This window comes from Streptomyces sp. NPDC101160 (assembly GCF_044768205.1).
Taxonomy (GTDB): Bacteria; Actinomycetota; Actinomycetes; order Streptomycetales; family Streptomycetaceae; genus Streptomyces.
Genome location: NZ_JBIWPJ010000009.1, coordinates 166,469 through 191,353 on the forward strand (window position 1 = coordinate 166,469; position 24,885 = coordinate 191,353).

24 protein-coding genes are annotated in these 24,885 nt (G+C 74.3%); 12 read left to right on the forward strand and 12 right to left on the reverse strand.

The window, feature by feature from the left end:
• The first annotated feature begins 5 nt into the window (after positions 1 to 5).
• Genes ACIRSU_RS28630 through ACIRSU_RS28640 form a run of 3 tightly spaced genes read left to right on the forward strand, consistent with a single transcriptional unit; the run spans position 6 to position 2,981 of the window.
• A complete protein-coding gene (locus tag ACIRSU_RS28630; RefSeq protein ID WP_403797935.1) occupies positions 6 to 1,100 on the forward strand; it encodes a hypothetical protein in 1,095 nt (364 codons plus the stop codon).
• Positions 1,101 to 1,149: 49 nt separating this feature from the next.
• Entirely contained in the window at positions 1,150 to 2,061 is a 912-nt protein-coding gene (locus ACIRSU_RS28635) for a pseudouridine-5'-phosphate glycosidase (RefSeq protein WP_403797938.1), read from the forward strand.
• Entirely contained in the window at positions 2,058 to 2,981 is a 924-nt protein-coding gene (locus ACIRSU_RS28640; RefSeq protein ID WP_403797941.1) for a carbohydrate kinase family protein, read from the forward strand. Before ACIRSU_RS28635 ends, ACIRSU_RS28640 begins: the two co-directional genes overlap by 4 nt.
• On the opposite strand, the gene ACIRSU_RS28645 is transcribed toward ACIRSU_RS28640, so the two are convergent.
• A complete protein-coding gene (locus ACIRSU_RS28645) occupies positions 2,971 to 3,606 on the reverse strand; it encodes a uridine kinase (RefSeq protein ID WP_403797944.1) in 636 nt (211 codons plus the stop codon). The genes ACIRSU_RS28640 and ACIRSU_RS28645 overlap by 11 nt on opposite strands.
• 153 nt (positions 3,607 to 3,759) lie before the next feature.
• Between ACIRSU_RS28645 and ACIRSU_RS28650 the strand changes: the two genes are divergently transcribed.
• On the forward strand, positions 3,760 to 4,524 hold the full coding sequence (locus tag ACIRSU_RS28650; protein ID WP_403797947.1) for an SDR family NAD(P)-dependent oxidoreductase: 765 nt from the start codon (positions 3,760 to 3,762) through the stop codon (positions 4,522 to 4,524).
• A 26-nt stretch (positions 4,525 to 4,550) separates the two neighbouring features.
• A complete protein-coding gene (locus ACIRSU_RS28655) occupies positions 4,551 to 4,910 on the forward strand; it encodes a MerR family transcriptional regulator (RefSeq protein ID WP_403797950.1) in 360 nt (119 codons plus the stop codon).
• A 93-nt stretch (positions 4,911 to 5,003) separates the two neighbouring features.
• On the opposite strand, the gene ACIRSU_RS28660 is transcribed toward ACIRSU_RS28655, so the two are convergent.
• Complete coding sequence (locus tag ACIRSU_RS28660) at positions 5,004 to 5,672, reverse strand: winged helix-turn-helix transcriptional regulator (RefSeq protein ID WP_403797952.1); 669 nt, start codon at positions 5,670 to 5,672, stop codon at positions 5,004 to 5,006.
• 84 nt (positions 5,673 to 5,756) lie between these two features.
• Here ACIRSU_RS28660 and ACIRSU_RS28665 point away from each other — a divergent pair, with 84 nt between their 5' ends.
• From ACIRSU_RS28665 to ACIRSU_RS28675, 3 genes are all read left to right on the forward strand, one after another.
• On the forward strand, positions 5,757 to 6,968 hold the full coding sequence (locus ACIRSU_RS28665; RefSeq protein ID WP_403797954.1) for a pyridoxal phosphate-dependent aminotransferase: 1,212 nt from the start codon (positions 5,757 to 5,759) through the stop codon (positions 6,966 to 6,968).
• 85 nt (positions 6,969 to 7,053) lie between these two features.
• Positions 7,054 to 7,512 carry a hypothetical protein gene (locus tag ACIRSU_RS28670; protein WP_403797957.1) on the forward strand — a complete coding sequence of 153 codons (459 nt, stop codon included), beginning with the start codon at positions 7,054 to 7,056 and terminating at the stop codon, positions 7,510 to 7,512.
• A gap of 90 nt (positions 7,513 to 7,602) precedes the next feature.
• Complete coding sequence (locus ACIRSU_RS28675) at positions 7,603 to 8,262, forward strand: DUF2293 domain-containing protein (RefSeq protein WP_403797960.1); 660 nt, start codon at positions 7,603 to 7,605, stop codon at positions 8,260 to 8,262.
• Positions 8,263 to 8,418: 156 nt separating this feature from the next.
• Here ACIRSU_RS28675 and ACIRSU_RS28680 read toward each other — a convergent pair whose 3' ends face one another.
• Entirely contained in the window at positions 8,419 to 9,192 is a 774-nt protein-coding gene (locus ACIRSU_RS28680) for a chaplin (RefSeq protein WP_403797963.1), read from the reverse strand.
• 197 nt (positions 9,193 to 9,389) lie between these two features.
• Here ACIRSU_RS28680 and ACIRSU_RS28685 point away from each other — a divergent pair, with 197 nt between their 5' ends.
• Complete coding sequence (locus tag ACIRSU_RS28685; protein ID WP_403797966.1) at positions 9,390 to 11,237, forward strand: hypothetical protein; 1,848 nt, start codon at positions 9,390 to 9,392, stop codon at positions 11,235 to 11,237.
• On the opposite strand, the gene ACIRSU_RS28690 is transcribed toward ACIRSU_RS28685, so the two are convergent.
• From ACIRSU_RS28690 to ACIRSU_RS28705, 4 genes are read right to left on the reverse strand one after another with little or no spacing between them, the layout of a single operon-like run.
• Positions 11,234 to 13,345 (reverse strand): tetratricopeptide repeat protein, encoded by a 2,112-nt coding sequence (locus tag ACIRSU_RS28690; RefSeq protein WP_403797969.1) that lies wholly within the window; start codon positions 13,343 to 13,345, stop codon positions 11,234 to 11,236. The two genes, ACIRSU_RS28685 and ACIRSU_RS28690, sit on opposite strands and share 4 nt — an antisense overlap.
• Positions 13,342 to 13,800, reverse strand: a complete 459-nt coding sequence (locus tag ACIRSU_RS28695; protein WP_403797972.1) for a hypothetical protein — start codon at positions 13,798 to 13,800, stop codon at positions 13,342 to 13,344. The genes ACIRSU_RS28690 and ACIRSU_RS28695 overlap by 4 nt, the downstream gene beginning before the upstream one ends.
• Before the next feature lie 44 nt (positions 13,801 to 13,844).
• Complete coding sequence (locus ACIRSU_RS28700; RefSeq protein WP_403797975.1) at positions 13,845 to 15,140, reverse strand: SWIM zinc finger family protein; 1,296 nt, start codon at positions 15,138 to 15,140, stop codon at positions 13,845 to 13,847.
• Positions 15,137 to 18,121 carry a DEAD/DEAH box helicase gene (locus ACIRSU_RS28705; protein WP_403797978.1) on the reverse strand — a complete coding sequence of 995 codons (2,985 nt, stop codon included), beginning with the start codon at positions 18,119 to 18,121 and terminating at the stop codon, positions 15,137 to 15,139. Before ACIRSU_RS28705 ends, ACIRSU_RS28700 begins: the two co-directional genes overlap by 4 nt.
• A gap of 194 nt (positions 18,122 to 18,315) precedes the next feature.
• Between ACIRSU_RS28705 and ACIRSU_RS28710 the strand changes: the two genes are divergently transcribed.
• Positions 18,316 to 18,651 (forward strand): hypothetical protein, encoded by a 336-nt coding sequence (locus ACIRSU_RS28710; protein ID WP_403797981.1) that lies wholly within the window; start codon positions 18,316 to 18,318, stop codon positions 18,649 to 18,651.
• Here the strand turns inward: ACIRSU_RS28710 and ACIRSU_RS28715 are convergent.
• Positions 18,641 to 19,351 (reverse strand): class I SAM-dependent methyltransferase, encoded by a 711-nt coding sequence (locus ACIRSU_RS28715; RefSeq protein WP_403798591.1) that lies wholly within the window; start codon positions 19,349 to 19,351, stop codon positions 18,641 to 18,643. The two genes, ACIRSU_RS28710 and ACIRSU_RS28715, sit on opposite strands and share 11 nt — an antisense overlap.
• A gap of 145 nt (positions 19,352 to 19,496) precedes the next feature.
• On the opposite strand from ACIRSU_RS28715, the gene ACIRSU_RS28720 reads away from it, so the two are divergent.
• Positions 19,497 to 19,796 carry a DUF6343 family protein gene (locus tag ACIRSU_RS28720; protein ID WP_403797984.1) on the forward strand — a complete coding sequence of 100 codons (300 nt, stop codon included), beginning with the start codon at positions 19,497 to 19,499 and terminating at the stop codon, positions 19,794 to 19,796.
• A 22-nt stretch (positions 19,797 to 19,818) separates the two neighbouring features.
• Here ACIRSU_RS28720 and ACIRSU_RS28725 read toward each other — a convergent pair whose 3' ends face one another.
• From ACIRSU_RS28725 to rpsA, 4 genes are all read right to left on the reverse strand, one after another.
• Positions 19,819 to 20,205 carry a tetratricopeptide repeat protein gene (locus ACIRSU_RS28725; protein ID WP_403797987.1) on the reverse strand — a complete coding sequence of 129 codons (387 nt, stop codon included), beginning with the start codon at positions 20,203 to 20,205 and terminating at the stop codon, positions 19,819 to 19,821.
• 147 nt (positions 20,206 to 20,352) lie between these two features.
• On the reverse strand, positions 20,353 to 20,958 hold the full coding sequence (gene coaE, locus ACIRSU_RS28730) for a dephospho-CoA kinase (protein ID WP_403797990.1): 606 nt from the start codon (positions 20,956 to 20,958) through the stop codon (positions 20,353 to 20,355).
• A 31-nt stretch (positions 20,959 to 20,989) separates the two neighbouring features.
• A complete protein-coding gene (locus tag ACIRSU_RS28735; protein WP_403797992.1) occupies positions 20,990 to 21,928 on the reverse strand; it encodes a PAC2 family protein in 939 nt (312 codons plus the stop codon).
• 178 nt (positions 21,929 to 22,106) lie between these two features.
• Positions 22,107 to 23,600 (reverse strand): 30S ribosomal protein S1, encoded by a 1,494-nt coding sequence (rpsA, locus tag ACIRSU_RS28740; protein ID WP_389216473.1) that lies wholly within the window; start codon positions 23,598 to 23,600, stop codon positions 22,107 to 22,109.
• A 361-nt stretch (positions 23,601 to 23,961) separates the two neighbouring features.
• Here rpsA and ACIRSU_RS28745 point away from each other — a divergent pair, with 361 nt between their 5' ends.
• Positions 23,962 to 24,795: a class I SAM-dependent methyltransferase gene (locus ACIRSU_RS28745; RefSeq protein ID WP_403797995.1), complete on the forward strand. Its 834-nt coding sequence runs from the start codon at positions 23,962 to 23,964 to the stop codon at positions 24,793 to 24,795.
• Positions 24,796 to 24,885: the final 90 nt, after the last annotated feature.

Genomic DNA, 24,885 nt, shown 5'->3' on the forward strand with positions numbered 1-24,885 from the left:
GTGGCGTGGGCGCCCTGCTGCTGGGCCTGACCGGCGCCCTCGCCACCGGCTGTACGACGGACGGCACGCCCGCGCCCGTACGGACGACACCGCGGGGTGCCCGGCCGGCCTGCGAGGTGCCGCTGCCCGCCGCGTGGCGCGCGGCCTTCGCCGCGGGCACGTACCGGCCGCCGGCCGGATCGCGTCCGGTGCTCGCGGACGCGGGTCCGGGCTGGACCGCGCTCCAGCTCAGCGGCGCGGACGGGCGCCGGGCGGTCCTCGCCCGGGCGGGCGAGGCGGCTCCCCGTACCTTGCTGCGCTTCGCCGACCCGGTCGAACACCAGCTGCTCGCGGCCGACTTCGACGGGCGCCGGTGGGCCGCGTTCGTGGTCCTGGAGGGCCGGACGCTGGACAGCCCGTGGAGCCTGTACGGCTGGGACGCGGCCACCGGCCGGACGCGGCGCCTCGCCCACACCGGCCTGCCGGGCCCGCTCCCCCGCCCGGTCGTCCACGACGGCACCGTGGTGTGGGCGCAGGGCACCGGATCCGGCAAGGCAACGCTCTTCGCCGCGCCGGCGGGCGGAGGGCACGCGCGCGCGTGGCACACGGGAGTGCTCGACACGCCGTTCGCCGCGGGCGGGCTCGTGGTGTGGCGGGAGGCCGTGGGCGGCGGCACCCGCCCGGCGGCCGTCTCCGCGGCCGACGGGCGGCCGGCGGCGCTGCCCGGCCCGATCGCCGCGCTGCGCGACGTGCGCGCTCTCGCCTCCGACGGCGCCACCTGGGCGTGGGTGGCGGGCGAGAGCGCGCCCCGCCTGATGGTGTGGCGCGCGGGCGAGGCGCGGCCCGTGGCCGCCGTGACCGGCTCGCCCGCCGCGGACGGCATGGACCAGCTGCGGATCGCCGGACGCCTGGTCGTCTGGCGCACCCCGGAGACCTCGTACGCGCTCGACCCCGGCTCGGGTGCCTACACGGCGATCACGCCCGCGTACGGCTACGCCGCGGCCTCCGGGACCGGTCTGGCGCTCGCGTACAGCCTCGGGAACGCCAAGGCGGCCGACGCGCGGGCCGTGATCCAGGCGGTGGACGCGGCCCGGCTGTCCCGGCTGCCCGGCTGTGGCTGATGTTCGTCGGCGAGGTTTGCGGGACGGGCCGGTGCGCCAGACATCGGACATGTCCACACAGGTGTCCGAAGAGGTCCGGGAGGCGCTCCACGAGGGGCGTCCCGTGGTCGCGCTCGAGTCGACGATCATCGCCCACGGCCTGCCCCGGCCGCGCAACCTGGCCGTGGCGCACGAGCTGGAGGCCCTGGTGCGGGACGGCGGGGCGGTGCCGGCCACGATCGCGGTGATCGACGGCACGGCCCGGATCGGCCTCGACCAGGCGGCGCTGACCCGCATCGCGGAGGATCCGTCGGTGCGCAAGCTCGGCCACCGCGATCTGGCCCCGGCGCTCGCGACGGGGACGACGGGGGCGACGACTGTCTCGGCGACGGCCTGGCTCGCCGACTCGGCCGGCATACGGGTGTTCGCGACCGGCGGCCTCGGCGGAGTGCACCGGGAGTGGGCCGAGACGCAGGACGAGTCCGCGGACCTGCGGCTGCTCGCCCAGGTCGGGATCACGGTGGTGTGCGCGGGCGTGAAGTCGATCCTCGACGTGCCGGCGACTCTGCAGCGCCTGGAGACGCTGGGGGTGACGGTCGTCGGCTACCGCACGGACCGGTTCCCCGGCTTCTATCTGTCGTCATCCGGGGAGCCCGTGGACTGGACGGTACGGACCCCGCAGGGCGTGGCGCGGGTGATGCGTGCCCGGGACGAGCTGGGCGGGCCACGGGCGGCGCTGATCGTCGGCAACCCGGTCGCGGCAGATCAGCAGCTGGATCCGCAGCTGCACGATCGGGTGCTCGCGCAGGGGCTCGCGACGGCGCGCGAGAAGGGCGTCACGGGGCAGGCCGTGACCCCGTTCCTGCTGGACTACCTGATGGTGCACACGGAAGGGGCCTCCCTGGAGGCGAATCTGGCGGCGGTACGGGGCAATGTGTGGCTCGCGGCGCGGATCGCGGCCGCCTACCGCGAGCTGCCGTGACCGGGCCGGGCCTCGCGCCGGCAGGCGGGCCGGGCGCGCTCCTGGTCGTCGGTGACGTCGTCACGGACGTCGTCGCCCGGCACCGTACGCCGCTCGTGCCCGCGACCGACACGGCGGCGGAGATCCGGACGCTGCCGGGCGGTGCCGGGGCGAACGCCGCCTGCTGGGCGGCGCGTTCGGGCTGCGCCGACGTACGGATCCTGGCGCGGGTGGGTGCCGAGGCGCTGGCGTGGCATTCCGCGGAGCTGCGCCGGGCGGGCGTACGGCCGCTGCTGGTCCGGGATCCGGAGGCGTCCACGGCGGCGGTGATCGCGCTGGTGGGCCCGGACGCGGAGCGCACGTTCCTGACGGACAGCGGGGCGGCGCTGCGGCTCGCGCCGGACGACTGGGCGCCGGCACTGCTGGCCGGGGTCGCGCGGGTGCACCTGTCCGGGTATCTGTTCTTCGCCGCCGAGAGCCGGGAGACGGCGGGGCGGGTGCTGCGGGACGCGCGGGCGGCGGGCGTGCCGGTGAGCGTGGACCCGGCCTCGGCCGGCTTCCTGAAGGAGCTGGGTGCGGAGTCCTTCCTCGCGGCCGTGGACGGCGCGGAGTGCCTGCTGCCGAACGCGGACGAGGCGCGCCTCCTCACCGGCCGCACCGACCCGGCCGACGCGGCTGTGGTGCTCAGCCGCCGGTTCCCGCTGGTCGCGGTCACCCTGGGCGCCGAGGGCGCGGTCGTCGCGACGAACGGCCTCGTGACCGCCCGGGTCCCGGCCCCGAAGGCCCGTCCGGTGGACTCCACGGGAGCGGGCGACGCCTTCACCGGCGCCTTCCTGGCCGCTCGCCTCGCCGGGGCGGACCCGGCCGCGGCGGCCGCCTCGGGCTGCCGGGCCGGTGCCCTGGCGGTGAGCCGGGTGGGCGGACGGCCCGCTACTCCCTGAAGCCCGTCCAGGCGGGTCGGCGCGGGTCGTCGACGCGCACGACGGCGTCGGCTGTGTCGGCCGGGCCGACCTCCTGCTCGTAACGCACGAACGCGGGCAGCGTCCACGGCTGTTCGGTCCGACGGGCGAGCGCGCCAGGCGAAAGCCGCAGATGCACCTTCAGGTCGAACGGGAACCAGTGGCCGAGCAGGAACGGGCCGTGAACGACCAGCACCCCGCCCGACGGCAGCGGTACGGCAGGGCTGCGCGTGGCCCGGTCGCTGACCGGGTCCCACAGGTCGGGCAGCACCCGTCCGCTGCCACCCGGCTCCAGCGGACCGAACACCTCCCGCCACAGCGCCCCGGTGTCGAACCAGCCGCTGTAGTACGCGTCGGGGTCCTGCTTGCCGTACTCGAACCGCAGCGACGCCGGCCGCAGAAACCCGCCGGTGCCGACCACCAGCACGGACCGGCCGCGCAGCCGCAGCACCTCGGCGACCCGCTCCGCGAACTCCGCGCCCTGGGCGGCGGGGGCGCCGTCGATGCCGACCTTGAGCCAGTCGCTGCCGTCTCCGGGCTCGGCTCGGTCGACGCGGTCGGCGACGGTGTCGGCGAGCCGCTCCCAGGTGATCGCTTGGAATCGCATCCGTCCCATCCTGCCGCATGGATCCAGGACTCTGGAGATTGGAGATTGGAGATTGGAGGTTGGATGTTGGATCCAACCTCCACGGTCCTGGATCCAGGACATTGGATCCAGGATTTGACCTTGTCACTGACGGCAGGGTTCGACGATCGGCGCATGAGCGACAGCAAGCAGGAGCAGAAGAACAACCGCGTCGTCGTGGTCACCGGCGCCGGCACCGGGATCGGCCGCGCCACCGCGCGGGCCTTCGCGCGGCAGGGCGCCACCGTCCTCGCCGTGGGCCGCAGGCCGGAGCCGCTCGACGAGACGGCGACAGGGTTTCCGGGCATCCGGCCACACGTCGCGGACATCACCGCGCCCGGCGCCCCCGAGGAGATCGTGAGCGCGGCCGTGGACACGTACGGACGGCTCGACGTGCTGGTCAACAACGCGGGGATCGGCGGCGGCGGGCCGCTCGGCACCCTGGACCGCAGGGTGATCGACCCGCTCCTGGAGACGAACCTCGTCGCCCCGGTCCTGCTCACCCAGGCGGCCGTGCCGGCGCTGGAGGACGCCCGGGGCGTCGTCGTCAACGTCACGACCACGATCGGGCAGCGCGGCTGGCCGAACAGCTCCTTCTACCCGGCCACGAAGAGCGCCCTGGAGACGCTGACGCGCTGCTGGGCCGTGGAGCTCGCCCCGCGCGGCGTGCGGGTGGTGGCGGTCGCGCCCGGCGCGATCGAGACGCCGATCGCCGACCACATGGGGCTGGGCCCCGAGCAGCGGAAGGCCCTGCGGGAGTGGCAGCTGGCGCACATCCCGCTGGGCCGGATCGGCCGCCCGGAGGACGTGGCGTGGGCGATCGCCGCGCTGGCCGCTCCGGACGCCGCGTACCTGACGGGCACGGTGCTGCCGGTCGACGGGGGTGCGCTGGTCTCGTGATACGACTGCGCGGGGAGGTGGGGGCCTTGCGCATCGGTGAACTGGCCCGGAGGACCGGGGCGACGGCACGCGCCCTGCGCCATTACGAGCAGGCGGGGTTGATCTCCTCGCTGCGCGCGGCCAACGGGTACCGGGTGTACGACGAGAGCGCCGTGGTTCGCGTATCCAATATCCGGTATCTGCTCGGCGCGGGCCTGACGTTGGAGGACGTGGCGGCGTTCGCCGCGTGCCTCGACGGCGACATGCCCGCCACCGCTCCTTCCCCGCGCGGTCTCGCGATCGCCCGTGAACGGCTCGCGGTCCTCGACGCGCGGATCGCGGCGCAGACGGAGGCCAGGGAGCGGCTCGCCGCCGTCCTGGCCTCCCACGCGGTCGGCAGCGGATAGGCCACGCGGAGCACGACAGGCGCTGCACGACAGCTGCCGCGCAACAGGTACCACTGGACTCTCGCCGGGCGACACGCGCCGCACGACACGCGCTCAGGGGACGTGGATCTCGGTCGGCTCCTGGAGTTCGACGCGGCCCGACTCGACCGCCTCCGCGAGCGTCAGTTCGCCCGCCACCAGCGCCCGGCAGGTCGCCGCGTCCGTCCGCAGCCGTACCTCTGCGTCGGCCGCCGGCCCGTCCCCGTACGCCGCACCTCCGTACTCGCCCTGCCCGTCGCCCCCGGCCCGTACGTGGAACTCCCCCTCGTCCAGGGTGACCTGGACGACCTTGGCCCCGAGCCCCTCCAGCGCACCGAGCAGCGGGATCGCGAACCAGTGGGCGCGCACGGCGTCGGTCGGCCGGGGCTCGTCGAGGGCGGGCGCGCCCCAGGCGGCGAGGGCGCGCAGCACCGGGAGCAGTTCGCGGCCACGGTCGGTGAGCTCGTACACGTACGCCGAGGCGGGGGGCGGCAGCCGACGGCGGGTGACGAGTTCGGCGCTCTCCATGTCCTTGAGCCGGCCGGCGAGCATGTCGGTGCTGACGCCGGGGAGGTCGGCGTGCAGATCGGTGTAACGGCGCGGTCCGGCGAGGAGTTCACGGACGATCAGCAGCGTCCAGCGGTCACCGACGGCGTCGAGGGCGCGGGCTGCGGCGCAGTACTGGTCGTAGCTTCGGCGGCGGGTCTGCCGCGGCGGACGTGACGGTGCTGACTGAGCGGGCATGCGACGCAGTCTAGACATGTTGTTGGACTTTCCAAGCTCGAACTTGGTAAAACCAAGCATCAACACTTCTGGGGAGGTCGGCACATGGAGTTCCGGCAGTCGAGCAAGCTCAGCGAGGTCTGCTACGAGATCCGCGGCCCGGTCATCGAGCACGCCAACGCCCTGGAGGAGGCGGGCCACAGCGTGCTCCGCCTCAACACCGGCAACCCCGCGCTCTTCGGCTTCGAGGCGCCGGAGGAGATCGTCCAGGACATGATCCGGATGCTCCCGCGGGCCCACGGTTACACCGACTCCCGCGGCATCCTCTCCGCCCGCCGCGCCGTGGCCCAGCGCTACCAGTCGATGGGGCTGCCGGACGTCGACGTCGACGACATCTACCTCGGCAACGGCGTCTCGGAACTGATCTCCATGGCCACCCAGGCCCTCCTGGAGGACGGCGACGAAGTCCTGATCCCGGCCCCCGACTACCCGCTGTGGACCGCCGTGGTGACGCTCGCCGGCGGCAAGCCCGTGCACTACCTGTGCGACGAGTCGGCCGACTGGTACCCCGACCTCGACGACATGGCGGCGAAGATCACCGACCGGACCCGAGCCGTCGTCGTCATCAACCCCAACAACCCCACAGGCGCCGTCTATCCGAAGGAGATCGTCGAGGGCATCCTCGACCTCGCCCGCCGCCACAACCTGATGGTCTTCGCCGACGAGATCTACGACCAGATCGTCTACGACGACGCCGTCCACTACCCGGCCGCCTCCCTCGCCCCCGACCTGGTCGTGCTCACCTTCGGCGGCCTGTCCAAGACCTACCGGGTGGCCGGATTCCGCTCCGGCTGGCTCGTCGTCACCGGCCCCAAGGAGCACGCCAAGAGCTATCTGGAGGGCCTGGGCATGCTGGCCTCCATGCGGCTGTGCCCCAACGCGCCCGCGCAGTACGCCATCCAGGCCGCGCTCGGCGGCCGGCAGTCCATCCACGAGCTCACCGCCCCTGGCGGCCGGCTGCGCGAGCAGCGCGACCGGGCCTGGGAGAAGCTCAACGAGATCCCCGGCGTCTCCTGCGTCAAGCCTAAGGGCGCGCTCTACGCCTTCCCGCGCCTCGATCCGGCGGTGTACCCGATCCACGACGACGAGAAGTTCGTCCTCGACCTGCTGCTGCGCGAGAAGATCCAGGTCGTGCAGGGCACCGGCTTCAACTGGCCGCGCCCGGACCACTTCCGCATCCTCACGCTGCCGTACGTGGACGACCTGGACGCCGCGATCAGCCGCATCGGCCGATTCCTCGGCGGATACCGGCAGTAGCCGCCTGCGCCCGGGGTTTCGGGGGAAGTTCCGTTTTCCTGCGATGATCTGACGGTTCATCGCAGGAGAGAGGAGCGGATCCGTCATGGATGCGGCGCTGATAGCCGTCGTCGGGACCCTGCTGGGCGTGGTCGCCACGCACTGGTTCCAGGGCCGGGCCACCGAGCGCACCGCCGCGCTCGCCAGGACCGAGCAGTTGCGGCAGGAGCGGATCGCGACCTACAGCGCCTTCGCGGGCGCGGTCGTGGACTACCGGCAGAGCCAGAACGACCGCTGGTTCAAGGCTCACCTCCAGCCGGGCTCGGAGGAGGCGGAGCAGTCCCGGTACGCCTCGTACCGGCAGCGCACCACCGCCCGGCAGGCGCTCTTCCGGGTGCAGCTCGTCTGCGACGACCCGCGCGTCCGACAGCTCGCCGAGGCCGCGTTCGAGGTCACCCACTGCATGCACGAGGCCGCCGACGACGCCGAGCGCACGCGGCGCTCGGACGAGGCGAAGGAGGCCCTCGCCCTGTTCGTGGCGGCGGCCGCGCCGGGCGTGCGCTGAGCGCGAACCGGCTCACGCACCCGGCGTGAGCGGCGCGTACCGGGCCCGCTCCGGGGCATCGGGCACCTCTCGTACGGGTAGAACACCGTCGTGGATCTCGTCGCCCCCGTCGTGGTCGAACCGCTCAGACGGCGCCGCTGCTCGGAGTGCCACCAGGGGCCGCTGGAGCGGATGATCGTCGAGTTCAACGCGCCCGTCTGTCTGGACTGCGCCGACCTCGGTCATCTCGTCTTCCTGCGCCGCGGCGACACGGCCCTGACCCGCCGGGCGCGCGAGGGCAGTTCGCTGTGGGCGGTGGTGGTACGGCACAACCGCCGGCGCACCCGGTACGAGCGCCAGGGCCTGCTCGTCGAGGAGCCGGCGCTGGTCCGGGCGGAGGCGGCGTGCCTCGCGGACGCCGAGGCACGGGCGCGGCGCCGGGCCAGGGACGCGGCGCGGCGGGCCGGGCGGGACGCGGAGATCACCGCGACCCTGGAGGCGGAGATCCGGCGTCTCTTCCCGGGCTGCCCGGCCGACCGGGCGGCGGAGATCGCCGCCCACGCCTCGGCCAGGGGCAGCGGGCGGGTGGGGCGCACGGCCGCCGGCCGGGCCCTCGACCCGGGCGCGGTCACGGCGGCGGTGCGGGCCGCCGTACGGCATGTCGACACCGAATACGACACCCTGCTCATGGCCGGGGTGCCACGGCACCAGGCCCGGGCGAGAATCGCGCCCGCCATCGAGGCGGTCATCCGGGCCTGGCGTGCGGGCTGAGGGGCGCGGCGACGCGGCGCCCTGAGCTCAGCCCTTGGTTCGCCCCGCGAGCCGTACGACGCGTGACGGTTCGGTACGGCTCGGTACGGCCGGGTACGGCTAGGTAGAGCCGGGTACAGCGGTCACGTCCGGCGCGTCAGTGGTGCGGGCCTCGGTTCAGCCCTGGTCGGCCGACGCGCGACGGGCCCTGCGGTACAGCAGCGCGCCGCCGAGGAGCAGCGCGGCGCTCGCCGGGGCGGCGAAGCCGAGGGAGTCCGCGCCGGTGCTGGCGAGCGAGACGTGCTCGGACTGCGGGGCCGGGCGGTGCTGGCCGGTGCTGTGGGCGGGCGGCACGTGGTGGGCCGGGGTCGGCGGGTGCGGGGTCGGGGTCTCGGGGTGCTCGCACTCCTCCTGGGACTCGTTGACCGAGGTGTTGCCGGTGGCGGGGTTGCCGATGCCGACGACGTTGACCGAGTTGCCGCTGAGGTTGACGGGGAGGTCGATCGGCAGCTGGAGGCCGTTGCCGGAGAGCACGCCCGGGGAGCCCACGGCGTGGCTCTCGGCGGTGGCGCCGCCGCCGTTGGACACGCCACCGCCGTGGGACCCGCCGCCGTGCGCACCGCTGTCGGAGGAGCCGGAGCGCGGGGTGCCCGGCAGGTCCTTGTGGGCCGGGCCGCTGTCCTCGGAGCCGTAACCCTCGGACCCCGCGGAGCGGTTGGCACAGCTGTTGCCGGCCGCGGGGTTGAGCAGCCCGACCACGTTGACGGTGTTCCCGCAGGCGTTCACGGGGACATGCACCGGCAGCTGAACAGCGTTGCCGGAGCCGACCCCCGGCGAGCCGACGGCGGCACCCTGCGCCGTGGAGTCGGCGTGGGCGGCGCCCGCCGAGAGCGCCAGCGCGCCACCGGTGACCAACAGTGTGGCCAGACCACTTCGGCGAATCTGCCTCATGGCTTCCTGCCTTCCGGATGTCTTCACGGGCACTCGCCCGCACCCGAGACAACGCCATCCGCGAGGTGCCCGGATCCGAAGCCCGGCGGGTTTCACTCCATCGAGGGAGTGTGAACCGGGCGGATCATGTCCCGACGTCGGGTGTTCGCGGTGGGTTACGGTGACACGCACGTGACCGGAGAGGGTCCGGAGGGGGCGTGGTGACCGTGGGGCGGGAGTGGCTGCGGGTGCCGGTGGGCCGGGACGCGGCGCGCTGGCGGACCCGGGAGCCCGCGCGTACGGTCCTGTTCGTCGTCCACAACGTCACCTCGGCCACCCGGCTGCTCGACGTGCTGCCGCTCTTCGACGACGCCCTCGACGTGCAGACCCTCGCGACCTGCACGGGTTCCTCGCCGTTCCTGGCCGGGGTGCCGGAGCTGCTCGACCGGGCGGGGCTGCCGGTGGTGCCGTGGGAACAGGCGAAGGAACTGGCCGCGGGCGGCGCCGTCGACCTCGCGATCAGCGCGAGCTACGGCGGGGAACTCCAGGCCTTTCAGGGGAAGTTGGCCATCCTCTCACACGGTGCCGGATACAATAAGAGGCTGGCGACACCGGACACCGGACACCGGACACCGGACACCGGGCTCGGGGCGTGGGGCGGGAACGGCGGTGCGCCCGTCTTCGGCATGGACCCGGAGTGGCTGCTCCACGAGGGCAAGCCGCTCGCCGCGGCGACCGTGCTCTCCCACCCCGAACAGCTCGACCGGCTGCGGCGCGCCTGCCCCGAGGCCGCCGAGACCGCCGTCCTCGCCGGTGATCCCTGCTTCGACCGGATGCTCGGGCTCCGTCACCGGCGCCCTGCGCTGCGACGCGCGTTCGGGGCCGGTGACGGGCGCCGGCTCGTCGTCCTGAACTCCACCTGGGGCCGCGCCTCCCTGGCCGGATCGGACGCCTTCCCCACTCTCCTGCGGGAGTTGACGGAGACGCTGCCGATGGACGAATACCGGCTGTGCGCCGTGCTGCACCCCAACATCTGGTACGGGCACGGGCCCGGCCAGATCCGCGCCTGGCTGCGCCGGGCCGCCGGCTCCGGGGTCCTCCTCGTCGACCCGGTCGAGCACTGGCGGCAGGCGGTCGCGGCGGCCGACTGCGTCATCGGCGACCACGGCTCCGTCACCTACTACGCGGCGGCGCTCGGTCTGCCGGTGCTGCTCGGGGCCTTCCCGCAGGACGAGCTCGACCCCGCGTCGCCCGTCGCCGCGCTCGGCCGGGCCGCTCCGGCGCTGCGTCCGGGGGTGCCGTTGCGGGCGCAGCTCGACGCGGTGATCGACGGCCATGTGCCCGGGCGGTACGACGGGTTCGCGGCGGCGGCCACCTCGGACCCGGGTGCGTCGGCGGCGCTGCTGCGGACGCTTTTCCACACCGTCCTCGGCCTGCCCGAGCCCGTACGTCCGGCCCGGCTGCCGTCGCTGCCGGTACCGGTACAGGTCGTCCCGGCCCCGGCCCCCGCCCCAGCCCCCGCCCCGGCAGGGACGGAGACCCCGCAGGTCGGCGTGCCGGTCCGGGTCCTCACCACGGTCCGCGACTCCCCCGGCGGTCCGCCCGAGGTGGCGGTCACCCGCTATGCCGATCCGGTCGCGGAGCCCGAGATCCCCACGGCGGACGACGCGCACACGGTCGTCGACGACGGCACCGCCGACGCGGGGCGGCTCGCGCTCGCGGACGTCGTCACCGACGGCGGCCGGACCGGCGACGCTCCCGGCCCGCGCGCCGCGGAGCTCCTGGCCCAGCGCCCGTACGCCGCGCTCGCCGCCGTCGCGACGGGCCCGGGTCGCTGTCTGGTCCGCGACCGGGACGGCACGGTCCTCGAACTGGCCGCGCTCCCCCGCCCGGACGGCTTCGCCGATCCGTGCGACCCGTTCGCGTACGCCTCGGCCGTCCACGCCTGGCGCGCGAGCGGCCGACCGCTCTCGGCACTCGTCGCCGCCGGTGTCCTCGTCGTGGCGACGGGCTCGGTGCGCCACCGGGTCGCGGTACGGGCCGCCGTGCCGGGCGGCGACGGCTAGCCGAGGGCCTCCCGCTCGGCGCGAAGGGCTGCCGCCTGGGGCGCGCCGAGGCGTTCGTACCGCTCGATCGCCTCGGTCAGGAAGCTCCGGCGCTCCGCCACGCTCGCCGCGGCCCTGGCGCGCAGCGCCGCGAGGGCCGCCTCCTGGACCGGGACCCGCTCGCGGGCCATCCGCCCGGCCGCGTCGGCGAGGAGGCCGGCGGCGCGCTCGCGGTCGCCGGTGGCGAGGGCCGCCTCGCCGAGGCTGGTGAGGACGCGGGCCTCGTTGTACGGGTCGGGCAGTGCGGCCATCAGCTCCCGGGCCCGCTCCAGGGTGGCGACGGCGTCCGCGTGCCGGCCCTGGCCCGAGAGCGCGCGGCCCAGGTGGTGAGCGAGCAGGGCCTGGGCCCGGGGGTCGTCGGTGAGGGTCCTGGCGGTGCGGAAGGAGTCGGCGGCCTCGTCGTGGCGGCCCTGGGCGAGCCGTACCAGGCCGATGGATTCCACCGCTGTCGCCTCTCCCGTACGGAAGGCGGCGCGCCGGTCGGCCTCGGCGGCGGCGGTGAACGCCGCCTCGGCCTCGTCGTACCGGCCGAGACCGTGGAGGGCGAAGCCGAGCTGGGTGTGCATGCGGCCCTCGGCGCCGGGCGGCGCGGGGCAGCGGGTGACGGCCGCGATGCCGAGGCGGTGGGTGGCCAGCCACTCCTCGTGGAAGCCCTGCCGGAAGAACAGGCTCCAGAGCGCCTCGCACAACTGCCAGGTGAGGTCGTCGAGTCCGTACGCGTCGGCGGTGCGCACGGCCTCGACGAGGTTCTCGCGCTCGGCGAGCTGCCAGTCGGTCGCGGCGGCGGGCGTGGTGGGGACCTCGGGGCCGTGCGGCAGGTGCGCGTAGACGGGACCGAGGCGCCAGCGGCCGGGCATGACGCGGGCGTCCGCGGCGGCGGCCGCGGCCAGGTGGTGGCGCAGGAGCCGCCCGACCGCCGCGGCGCACCGGCCCGGTCCGTCGGTTTCGAGCGCGCGGCGCTCGGCGTGGGCGCGCAGCAGGTCGTGGTAGCGGTAGCGGCCCGACTCGTACTCCTCCACGAGGTGGAGCGAGGCCAGCTCTTCGAGCAGCGCGGCGGCCCGCTCCACCGGGACCTCCGCGAGCGCGGCGGCCGCCGGGGCGGTGAGTCCGGCCCAGGGGCGCAACCCGCCGAGCCGGTAGAGGCGGGCGGCGTCGGACGTGAGGTCCTCGTACGAGGTGTCGGCGGTGGCGGTGACGGGGTCGCGTCCCTCGGGGCCGTCGCGGCCGGGGTCGTCCGCCGCGGACGTGGCCATGTCGCGCTCCAGCTGCTGCCAGGTGAGATGGGTGCGTACGGCGAGGCGCTCGCCGGCCATGCAGAGGGCGAGCGGGAGTCCGCCGCAGCGCCGGGCGACGGCCTGCGCGCCGGTGTGGGCGTGAGAGGCGTCGCGGCCGGACAGCCGGGTGAGGAGGAGGGCGGAGTCGGCGGGCCCGAGCGGGGCGAGGGCGAGGCGGTGGGCGCCGACCTCGCGGGTGAGGCCGTCGAGCCGGCGGCGGCTGGTGACCAGGGTGAGCGAACCGGGACCGGTGGGCAGCAGCGGGAGCACCTGGGCGGCCGAGTGGGCGTTGTCGAGCACGGTGAGCAGGCGGCGGTCCGCGGTGAGCGTGCGGAACCAGTCGATCTGCTCCTGCTCGTCGGCCGGCACGTACTGCGGGGCGACTCCGAGCGCCCGCAGGAAGCGGGCCAGGACCGTGGAGGGCGTGGCGGCCGTGGCGGTGGCGTCGCCGCGCAGGTCGGCATGGAGCTGGCCGCCGTCGAAGCGGCCGCGGAGGCGGGCCGCGAAGTGGAGCGCGGTGGCGGACTTGCCGATGCCGCCGGTGCCGGTGAGCACGACCACCCGGGGCGCCGGGTCGTCGTCGGCGCCGTCCAGCAGGGCGGTGAGCCGGTCGAGTTCGTCGCGGCGGTCGGTGAAGTGGCGGGTCGGCGGTGGGAGTAACCCGGGCGGCGGGCTGCCCGGGACGATCGCCGGGACGACGGCCTCCACGGTGAGCGTGTCGATCCGCCCGGCCTGGACGACGGTCCCGTGGACCGTGCCGCCGACGTCGTTGCGCACGACGGGGTCGGGGGTCATGGGCGGGAGCGGTCCTGGCCGCCGATCCGAAGGTTCTGGATGGTGTGGGACTGGATCACGGAGCCGTGCTGCACTCCTCCGCTGATGACGTTGGTGACGGTGGCGGCCGGCTCGGCCGGACTGCGCTCGTCGCCGGCCAACTCGTCCAGGATCTCCTGGAGTTCCCGTGCCGACTCGGGATCGGCCAGCAGGCTGCGCCGCATCCGCGCCCGCCACTCGACATGCGCCTCGGTCCGGGCCTCGGTCGCCGTCTCCTCGTCGCCGGTCCGCTCGGCGCGGATCAGTTCGTCGCGCGCGGCCTCGAGTTCGGCGCCGACCGCCTCCTCGTCGGCTCCGGAGCGCGCGGCGAAAAACGCCGCGATCCGGGTGCGGGCCCGCTCCCAGCCGTCGCTCACCATGTGCTGTACGAGGGCGGTCGCCCCCGTCGTCGCCAGTGCCACCAACTCGGCTTCCACCAGGCCCCCTTCGAAGCGTCGTGCGTCCCTGTCCAGCCTATCGGTCACCTGCCGAGCAGGTCGGTGATCACCCCCACCGGGTCGGCGTCCGGGGTGCCGCGCGGCCACCAGTCCTCGCGGTCGGCGTCCGACTCGTACCCGTACCAGAGTCCGTCGCGGCCGAGGCGGAGCTGGAGGGTGCGGGTGGACAGCCGGTTGCGCCAGGGGCGGAAGGCGGGGAGGTCGGCGGCGAGCAGGGCGGGTCTGGCCCGGTCGAAGGGGCCGGCGGGCGGGTCCCAGGGCTCTTCCAGCACGGCGAGTCCGGCGGGGCCGCCCTGGCGCCAGGCGGCGACGGCTCGGGCGAGGTCGGTGGGGGTGCGGTCGAGGGCGTAGGCGAGGTCGCGGTAGAGGGCGCGGGTGGAGGCGGTGAGTCCGGAGCCGGGGTGCGCGGCGGCCAGCCGTACCGCGTCCTGCCAGGGGGTGAGGGCGGCGACGGGGTCGTGTCCGGTGGTGAGGAAGGCATGGGCGCGGGCGGCGGCCTCGGTGGCGAGGAGGTCGAGGGCGAGCGGGTCGGGCGCGTCGGGATCGGCCGGGAAGACGGCGGGGCGGCCGGGCTGCGCGGGGGCGGGCAGCGGCGGCGGCAGGGGCGGGAGGGTGTGGCCGGTGGTGGGGGCGAGCACGGTGCGGGCCGGGAGACTGGGCAGGGCGGGGCCGGCCGTGCCGGTCCCGGTGCGCTCGGCGGCGGCGCGGGCGGCGTTGCGGCGGGTGAGGGCGGCGAGGAGTTCCTGTTCGCCGCGGCCGCGCATCAGGAAGAGGACGAACGGGTCCTCGTCGAGGAGGCGGGCGGACTGGTAGCAGAGGGCGGCGGCGTGTTTGCAGGGGTAGCCGTCGTCGGGGCAGGAGCAGTCGGGGACGAGGTCGCCGGGGGCGGGCAGGAGTCCGGTGACGGCTTCCAGGGCGTGCGGGACGTCCTTGTCGAGCAGGGCGGCGATGTGCTCGGGCCGGGCGGCGGCCTCGTCGAGGAACCGCTCCCAGTCGTCGTCGCCGAGGGTCCGCAGCCGGATCTCGGTGCGGTACGGGCGGGGGCGGCTGCCGTGGACGTAGGCGACGACGCGGCCGGGGGTGACGGTGATGGCGTCGACGTGGCCGCGCTGGGCGTACGCCTTGCCGCGGGCGAGCCGGGCCGGGTCGAGGGCGGTGTCCTCCAGGGCGTCGACCCAGGCGTTGCCCCACCAGGTGGCGGCGAAGCGTCCGTCGGGTGCGCTGTGCGGGGGGAGCTGGGGGAAGGTGCGGCGCCGGTCGTCGTGGCGGGGCAGGGCGCCGGCCCGGGGGCCGGGGCGGCCGGGGAGGCGGGGCGTCATGCGGGCCTCCTCAGGGACACCAGGTCGGCCAGTTCGCGGTCGGTGAGCTCGGTGAGGGCGGCTTCGCCGGAGCCGAGGACGGCGTCGGCGAGGGCCCGCTTGGCGCGGAGCATCTCGGCGATGCTGTCCTCCACCGTGCCTTCGGCGATCAGCCGGTGGACCTGGACGGGCTGGGTCTGGCCGATGCGGTAGGCACGGTCGGTGGCCTGTTCCTCGACGGCCGGGTTCCACCAGCGGTCGTAGTGGACGACATGGCCGGCCCGGGTGAGGTTGAGGCCGGTGCCCGCGGCTTTCAGGGAGAGCAGGAAGACGGGGACCTCGCCGTTCTGGAAGCGGTCGACCATCCGTTCGCGCTCGGCGACGGGCGTGCCGCCGTGGAGCAGCTGGGCGGGGATGCCCCGACCGGCGAGGTGGTCGGCGAGGAGCCGGGCCATCGACACGTACTGCGTGAAGACGAGGACGGAGCCGTCCTCGGCCAGGATCGTGTCGAGCAGCTCGTCGAGGAGCGCGAGCTTGCCGGAGCGGCCGGCGAGCCGCGGGGTGCGGTGTCCGGTCGCGGCCGCCCGGGTGCCCGGCGGGGTCTGCGCGGTCGGCTCCTTGAGGTACTGGGCGGGGTGGTTGCAGATCTGCTTGAGTGAGGTGAGCAGCTTCATGATCAGTCCGCGTCGGGCGATGCCCTCGGCGCCCTCGATCTGTGCCATCGTCTCGCGCACCACCGCCTCGTAGAGGGACGCCTGCTCGCGGGTGAGCGGGACGGGGTGGTCGGACTCGGTCTTGGGCGGCAGCTCGGGGACGATGCCCGGGTCGGACTTGCGGCGGCGCAGCAGGAACGGCCGGACCAGGCGGGCGAGGCGCTCGACCGCCTCCTCGTTGTCGAGCTCCTCGCTGTTCTCGACGGCGCGGGCGTGCCGGGCGCGGAACGCCTTCAGGGGGCCGAGGAGGCCGGGGGTGGTCCAGTCGAGGAGCGCCCACAGCTCGGAGAGGTTGTTCTCCACGGGGGTGCCGGTGAGTGCGACCCGGGCGGGGGCGGGGAGGGTGCGCAGTGCCTTGGCGGTCGCCGAGAAGGGGTTCTTGACGTGCTGGGCCTCGTCGGCGACGACCATGCCCCACTGCTGCTCGGCGAGCCGGGGCGCGCTGGTGCGCAGGGTGCCGTAGGTGGTGAGGACGAAGCCGCCGTCGAGTCCTTCGAGGGTGCGGCCGGTGCCGTGGAAGCGGCGGACGGGGACGCCGGGCGCGAAGCGCTGGATCTCGCGCTGCCAGTTGCCGAGGAGCGACGCCGGGCAGACGACGAGGGTGGGGTGGCGGTGGGCGCGGCGCAGGTGGAGGGCGATGAGGGTGACGGTCTTGCCGAGGCCCATGTCGTCGGCGAGGCAGCCGCCGAGTCCGAGGGAGGTCATGAGGTCGAGCCAGGCGAGGCCGCGCAGCTGGTAGTCGCGCAGGGTGGCGTCGAGTCCGGGCGGCGGCGGGATGTCCTCGGGGCCGGCGAGGAGGCGGTCCCGCAGGATGGCGAGGGCGCCGACGGGGACGGCGGGGACGGTCTCGCCGTCGATGTCTGCGGTGCCGGTGAGGGCGACGGCGAGCGCGTCGGCCGGTTGCAGGAGTCCGAGTTCACGCTTGCGGGCCTTGCGGACGAGGTCGGGGTCGACCACCACCCACTGGTCGCGCAGGCGCACCACGGGGCGGTGGGCCTCGGCGAGTGCGTCCATCTCGCGGGTGGTGAGCGGATCGCCGTCGAGGGCGAGCTGCCAGTTGAAGCGGAGCAGTTCGGCGCTGTCGAGGAAGCCGGTGCCGTCGGTCGCGGAGCCGGGTGCGGTGCGGGCGGGGCGCACGACGGCGGAGGCGGTCAGCGAGCGGACGAGGTCGCGGGGCCAGTGGACGACGACCCCGGCGTCGGCGAGCCGGGCGGCGGCGGGGCCGAGCAGCTCGTACAGCTCGTCCTCGGAGAGCGCGAGGACGTCGGGCACCTCCCGTTCGAGCAGGCGGCCGAGGGGTGGCCAGACGCGGGCGGCGCGGCGCAGGGCGAGGACGGCGTCGATCCGGGCGCGAGGCCCGAAGTGTTCGTCGCCTTCGCCGGCCCAGAGGGCGGCGGCGTCGATGACGAGGGTGGGGTCGGCGAGGCTGTGCACCTGGAGGAGGGCGGCAGCGGCCTGCCGCCGCTCGACGCCGCCGCCGTCCGCGGTCTCGGCGCCGGCCTCGTCGGCCGCCGGGTCGGAGGTGTCGAAGAGCTCGTACGCCGAAAGGTCGAGGCGCAGCGAGACGCGCACCCCGGCGTCCATGCCGGCGGCGGCCTCGGCTGCCCAGGCACGCGCGCGGGGCAGATGGCGGGGCTCGCGGGCGGCGAAGGGCGCGCCGACGGCGTGCGGCGCGGCGGGGGTGCGGGGCAGGGTGTCGGCGACGGCGTCGAGGAAGGCGCGCACCAGCGCCTCGGGCTCGGGCAGCCGCAGTGGGCCGTGGCCGGGCACGGGCGTGGCGTGGGCCTCGTACGGCATGGCGGCGGCGATCGCCCGCAGATGGGCGATGTCGTCGGCGTCGAGCGGTCCGGCCCGCCAGGCGTCGTGGTCGTCGGCGGTGAGGCCGGGAAGGAGCCGGGCGCGGGCGATCAGATGGAGCGCGTGCAGGGCCGCGGCGCCCCAGCAGGCGGCGGCGGGGTGCGCTGCCGGATGCCGGCGGGCGGCGACCAGGGCGGGCAGGGCGTCGGCGACGGGCAGCATCACGGCGGGCACGGTCCGGCCGCGTACTCCCGTGCCGTGGCGCCGTACGACGGTCAGCTCGCCGCGCTCGGCGGAGCCGGGGATCTCCTCCGCGCCGCCCTCCGTCGGCCGGCCGTCGATCCCGGAAGGCCGTACGGGCCAGGCGCCGGGCAGCGGTCCGCCGTCGGGGGCCCAGAAGGCGACCCGGCCCTCGCGGGGCAGGTCGGCGGGCAGGAAGACGGCCGCGAGGCCGCACAGGGCGCTCCAGGTGTGGGTCACGGCGCTGCTCACCTCCCGATCCGCGACGGATTCCGACTGGATCTCCGACCTTACGGGTGAGGTCTGACAATGCCGCTCTGCGGCTGTTCCCCCGGGCGGCCCAGCACTACGTGACAGGCCGTGCGGGAGGGGGAAGCGTGGCGGGCAACAGGCTTCCCGCCCGTGTCCGCCATGCCCTGCCCGACCCGACAGACGAGGATTCCGCCATGTTCGTTCACCGGCGTCTCACCATCGCCACCGGGGCCGCCCTGCTCTCGCTCGCCGTCACGGGCTGCTCCGGGCTCGGCCGCAGCATGGTGGGCACGGTCTCGTACGAGACCGGGCGCGGGCTCGGGGTGAGGGTGACCAGCCCTTCCGTGAAGGGCTGCCACCGGCTGGCACCGGCGGGCGCGACGAAGGTGGAGAACTCGACGCTGGTGGACATGAGGCTCTACCGGACCCGTAACTGCGACGCCCCCCACAACACCTACCTGCCCAGCAACAGCGGCGACGAGATCGCCCCGGGCACGCTGCCCTGGCGCAGCTACAGCGTCATCCACTGACCTCCCGCGCCCGCCGCGGACGGGCCAGCGCCCAGGTGCCGTCGTCGGTCAGATAGCGGTCGACGGCGAGCCCGGCCTCGGCGAGATGGCCCTCAAACGCCTCGCGCGTCAGCGGCCGGGACAGGAAGGTCTGGGTCCAGCGCGCGTCCGGGAAGACGTACTCGGCGTGGACCGAGTTCACACCGTCGCCGACCGGCTGCGCCGACACGATCCGTACGGTGTATCCGCCCGGGTCGCGGCGCTCGCGCGGCACGTCCAGGTGCCAGTCGGCGCCCTCGCGCTGGATCAGGACGCGGCCGTCGTCCTTCACATGGCGCCGGCAGGTCTCCAGGAGGGCCTGCCGGGTCCGGTGGTCGGCGGTGTGCACGAGGAACGAACCGAGCACGACCGCGTCGAACCTGCGCGGCAGGTCCAGCGTCTCGATGGGGCTGCGCACCGTCTCGACGCCCGGGGCGCGCTCGCCGACCACGGCCAGCATCTCCGCCGACTCGTCCACGGCGGTCACGGCGAAGCCGCGTGCGGCGAGGGGCACGGTCACCCGGCCCGCGCCGCTGCCCAGTTCGAGGAGCGCGGCGCCGGCCGGCACGGCGGCCGCGATGACGTCGGGTTCGGTGCCGACCGACAGCCGCCGGTACAGCTCGACGGCGCAGCCGTCGGGGGTGATCGGCCCGGGCCCGGTGCCCTCGTGGCCGGCACGCATGGGGTCGCTGCCGCCGCCGCTGTCTCCGACTTCGCTCATGCCTCTGACATCCTCTCGCCGGGCCTCGTGGGCCTTTTCGGATGGTGCGTCGCGGGTAGAAGCTGGATGTGCCTCGGGGGATCCTTGACCCGGGAGAGTCGATCTCATGCGTACCGGCAGTGAACCGGCGACCGCGCGCAGTGCGCTGCGGATGCGCTTCTGGCTGAGCCTGTGGGGCGTGCTGTGGGCGGCGTTCGGCGCGACCGTCTTCTCGCTGGTGGAGCGGCCGGGCTGGGCGGCGGCGTGCGCGGTGCTGTTCGTGGTGGCCGCGGTGGACCTGGTCGTGGTGACGCGCCACCTCCGGCAGGGCCCGCACTGGCAGCCGGGGCGCGACATCCCTCCGTACGAACCGGATCACGGCGGCCGGGGACGCCGGCCGGGTACGGGACCGGGCCCCCGGCCGTGATCACGGCCCGCGAGCGCCGGGGCTACTCCCCCTGCGCCCCGGGGCCGGCCGGTCCGAAGCGGGCCGCTTCGAGGTACTCCGGCTTCGGGTCGAGCGCGGCGGCGAGCCGGAAGTGGCGGGTGGCCTGGTCCTCGCGGCCGGAGCGCTCATAGGTGCGGGCGAGCGCGAAGTGGGCGAACGCGTTGTCCGGCTCGCGCTCCAGGACCAGCTCGAACTCGAGCTGCGCGGGACGCAGTTGCGCGGCGGCGAAGAAGGCGCGGGCGCGCAGCAGCCGGGCCGCGGTGTTCTCGGGGTGGGCGGCGATCACCGAGTCGAGCAGCTTGACCGCGCCTCTCGGATCCCGCGCGGCGAGCAGCTGCTCGGCGGCGCGGAAGTCGATGACGTGGGTCTCGGGGTTCCTCTCGGGCACGGCGGCTTCCTTCCCTCGCTCCGGCAGTTCAACCGCGGGCACGGCGACCGCATTCCGCGGAGCAGTCCCCTGGTGGGGTATTTCCTCGCGGGCCCGCCCTATCCCGCTCGCGAGGGCTCGCGCAGCGCGCCGAGCCCGCCGGCTCCGCTAGGAGTCGCCGGCGGCGCGCTGTCGGAGCTCCTCCCACACCTTGCGCACCTGGGGCTCCAGCGCCTCCAGGGGGCCGTCGTTGTCGATCAGGAGGTCGGCGACGGCGCGGCGCTGGGCGCGGGTGGCCTGGGCGGCCATCCGGGCCCGGGCCTCGTCCTCGGTCATGCCGCGCAGCCGGACCAGGCGGTCCAGCTGGGTCTCCGGGGCGGCGTCCACGACGACGACCAGGTCGTAGAGGGGCGCGAGGCCGTTCTCGGTGAGCAGGGGCACGTCGTGGACGACGACGTCGTCGGGGCCGGCCTGGCCCTCCAGCTCGGCGGAGCGGGCGCCGACGAGCGGATGGACGATGGCGTTGAGTGCGGCGAGTCGCTCGGGGTCCGCGAAGACGATCGAGCCGAGCCTCGGCCGGTCGAGGGTGCCCTCGGGGGTGAGGATCTCCGGACCGAACTCCTCGACGACGGCCGCGAGCCCGGGCGTGCCGGGCTCCACGACCTCGCGGGCGATCCGGTCGGCGTCGATGAGGACCGCTCCGTACGAGACGAGCAGCCGGGACACTTCGCTCTTGCCGGCGCCGATTCCGCCGGTCAGGCCCACCTTCAGCATGAGCGGCAGCTTAGATCCCGCTGCCGGGCGGCTAGGCGTCGCCCTCCCGTTCCGCGAGGAAGCGCTCGAACTCGCGGCCCAGCTCGTCCGCGGAGGGCAGGTCGACGGGCTCGGCGACCAGGTTGCCGCGGGTCTCGGCGCCGGCCATGGCGTCGTACTGGTGCTCGAGGCCCTGGACGAGCGTCGTCAGCTCCTCGTCGCCCTCGCCGATCTGGCGCTCGATCTCGGTCTGGGTGCGCCGGGCCTCCGTACGCAGGGCGTGGGCGACGCCGGGCAGGACCAGACCGGTGGCCGCGGTGACGGCCTCCAGGGCGGTCAGGGCGGCGTCCGGGTACGGGGAGCGGGCCACGTAGTGCGGGACGTGGGCGGCGACACCGAGGGTGTCGAACCCGGCCTCGGTGAGACGGAACTCGATGAGGGACTCGGCGCTGCCGGGCACCTGGGCCTCGTCGAAGGGGCTGCGGTGGCCGGGCATGAGGTCCGTGCGGCTGCCGTGCGGCGTGAGGCCGACCGGGCGGGTGTGCGGGACGCCCATCGGGATGCCGTGGAAGTTGACGGCGAGGCGGACGCCGAGACGCTCGACGATCTGGCCGACGGCGGCGGCGAACCGCTCCCACTCGACGTCGGGCTCGGGCCCGGAGAGCAGCAGGAAGGGGGCGCCGGTGGCGTCCTGGACCAGGCGGACCTCGATCGAGGGGGTCTCGTACGCGGTCCAGCGGTCGCGGCGGAAGGTCAGCAGGGGGCGGCGGGCCCGGTAGTCCACGAGGCGGTCGTGGTCGAAGCGGGCCACCAGCTGGTGAGGGAGGGTGTCGAGCAGCCCGTCGACGATCTGCTCGCCGGTCTCACCTGCGTCGATGTACCCGTCGAAGTGGTAGAGCATGACCAGTCCGGCCGACTCCTGCGCCAGGGCCATGTCCACGACGGCCAGGCCCTTCTGGTCCCATTCGTACAAATCCTGGGGATCAAGCACGATTTCCGCTCCTCCTCGCGTTCTTCAGCGACAACACCGCCTGACGCACCGCCATTCCCCGCGCACGGGATTTCCGTCCGCCCCTGTCGCGCCGTGGCCGGGACAAACGCACGAGGCCCGCCTCCCCGAAGGGAGACGGGCCTCGACGCTAGCTACTGGAGCTCAGCGGTGAGCCGTTTCAGCTCTGGCCGCCGGCCAGCTTCTCGCGCAGGGCGGCAAGCGCCTCGTCCGACGCCAGGGCGCCGGCGGTGTCGTCCGACTCCGAGGAGTACGAGCCACCGGTCGGCGCGGCGGCCGGAGCGGCGGCGCCACCCTCGGCAGCGGCGGCCTCGTCGGCCTCGCGGGACTTGATGACCTGCTGCTGGTGCTGCTCGAAGCGCTGCTGCGCCTCGGCGTACTGGCGCTCCCACTCCTCGCGCTGCTTCTCGTAGCCCTCGAGCCAGTCGTTGGTCTCGGGGTCGAAGCCCTCGGGGTAGATGTAGTTGCCCTGGTCGTCGTAGGACGCGGCCATGCCGTACAGGGTCGGGTCGAACTCGACCGACGCCGGGTCGGCACCGAAGGACTCGTTGGCCTGCTTCAGGGACAGCGAGATCCGGCGACGCTCGAGGTCGATGTCGATGACCTTGACGAAGATCTCGTCGTTGACCTGGACGACCTGCTCCGGGATCTCCACGTGGCGCTCGGCCAGCTCGGAGATGTGGACCAGACCCTCGATGCCCTCGTCCACGCGGACGAACGCACCGAACGGAACCAGCTTGGTGACCTTACCCGGAACGACCTGGCCGATCTGGTGGGTACGGGCGAACTGCTGCCACGGGTCCTCCTGGGTCGCCTTCAGCGACAGGGAGACACGCTCGCGGTCCATGTCGACGTCGAGAACCTCGACGGTGACCTCCTGGCCGACCTCGACAACCTCGGACGGGTGGTCGATGTGCTTCCAGGACAGCTCGGAGACGTGAACCAGACCGTCGACGCCACCCAGGTCCACGAAGGCACCGAAGTTGACGATCGAGGACACGACGCCGGAGCGGACCTGACCCTTCTGGAGGGTCGTGAGGAAGGTCTGGCGGACCTCGGACTGGGTCTGCTCGAGCCAGGCGCGGCGGGACAGGACCACGTTGTTGCGGTTCTTGTCCAGCTCGATGATCTTCGCCTCGAGCTCCTTGCCCACGTAGGGCTGGAGGTCGCGGACGCGACGCATCTCGACCAGGGAGGCCGGGAGGAAGCCGCGGAGGCCGATGTCGAGGATGAGACCACCCTTGACGACCTCGATGACGGTACCGGTGACGATGCCGTCCTCTTCCTTGATCTTCTCGATGGTGCCCCAGGCACGCTCGTACTGGGCGCGCTTCTTCGAGAGGATCAGGCGGCCTTCCTTGTCCTCCTTCTGGAGAACCAGGGCCTCGATCTCGTCGCCGACCTTGACGACCTCGTTCGGGTCGACGTCGTGCTTGATCGAGAGCTCGCGGCTCGGGATGACACCTTCGGTCTTGTAACCGATGTCGAGCAGGACCTCGTCCCGGTCGACCTTCACGATGACGCCGTCGACGATGTCGCCGTCGTTGAAGTACTTGATCGTCTCGTCGATCGCGGCGAGGAAGGCTTCCTCGTTACCGATGTCGTTGACCGCAACCTGCGGGGTGGTGGCGGTGGTCTCGGTGCTGCTCGTCATGTGGGAAAGGGCTCCGGTACGGACATTGAAGTCGTAGGTACTGCTACGCCGAGAGCCCGTATCGCAGCTGAAGAAGCCGGACAGCCAAGGAAGCGCCTGTCCCGGGAAACCGGGGACGCCTCGAAAACCGAGGGGACATACAACAGATGCGAGCGCGGCCTGCTCCGTCTGAGGCGCGCAGGCCCGCAGCGCAACCTTTAGCATACGGGGGCGGCCGGACAGGGTCAATGCGCGAAGCGCACACCCGGGGCGGATCGCCGCATACCCGGCACAACTCGTGTCAGCCCAGGCCATCCTGGCCACGGGAAGCCGTGTCGTTCTACGCGCGCGGCTCTGAGCGCAAACTACATCGACGGGCGAGATGAACCAAGAGTACGGACACGAAGACGCTCCCGAGGAAGACGCGGAGGCCACCCGGCGTGACGCCGGGGACGCGGAGAGCAGCCGCGCGAGCCGGGGCTGGTGGGACCGGAACGCCGACGAGTACCAGACCGAGCACGGAGCCTTCCTGGGCGACGACCGGTTCGTCTGGGGCCCGGAGGGTCTCGACGAGGCGGATGCCGGGCTGCTCGGGCCGGTCGCGGCGCTGAAGGGCCTGGACATCCTGGAGATCGGCGCGGGCGCGGCGCAGTGCGCGCGCTGGCTGGCGGCGCAGGGCGCCCGGCCGGTGGCGCTCGACCTCTCGCACCGGCAGCTCCAGCACGCGCTGCGGATCGGCGGGGACGTGCCGCTGGTGGAGGCCGACGCGGGGGCGCTGCCGTTCCGCGACGGCTCCTTCGACATGGCGTGCTCGGCGTACGGCGCGGTGCCGTTCGTGGCCGATCCGGTAGGCGTCTTCCGCGAGGTGCACCGCGTGCTGCGGCCGGGCGGCCGGTGGGTGTTCTCGGTGACGCATCCGATCCGCTGGGCGTTCCCGGACGAGCCGGGGCCCGAGGGGCTGTCGGTCGCGGCCTCGTATTTCGACCGGACGCCGTACGTGGAGCAGGACGAGCGGGGGCGTGCGGTCTACGTCGAGCACCACCGGACGATCGGGGACCGGGTGCGGGACGTGGTGGCGGGCGGTTTCCGGCTGGTCGACCTGGTCGAGCCGGAGTGGCCGGCCTGGAACAGCCAGGAGTGGGGCGGCTGGTCCCCGCTGCGGGGGAACCTGATCCCGGGCACCGCGATCTTCGTCTGCGAGCGCGTCGACGGGTAGCGGCGGTACCGACCGGCAGGGATTAGTACGACTGATCGGCGGGCCTGTGGACAACGCGGCGCGACGGGTCGGCCCGGCGTACGAGACTTG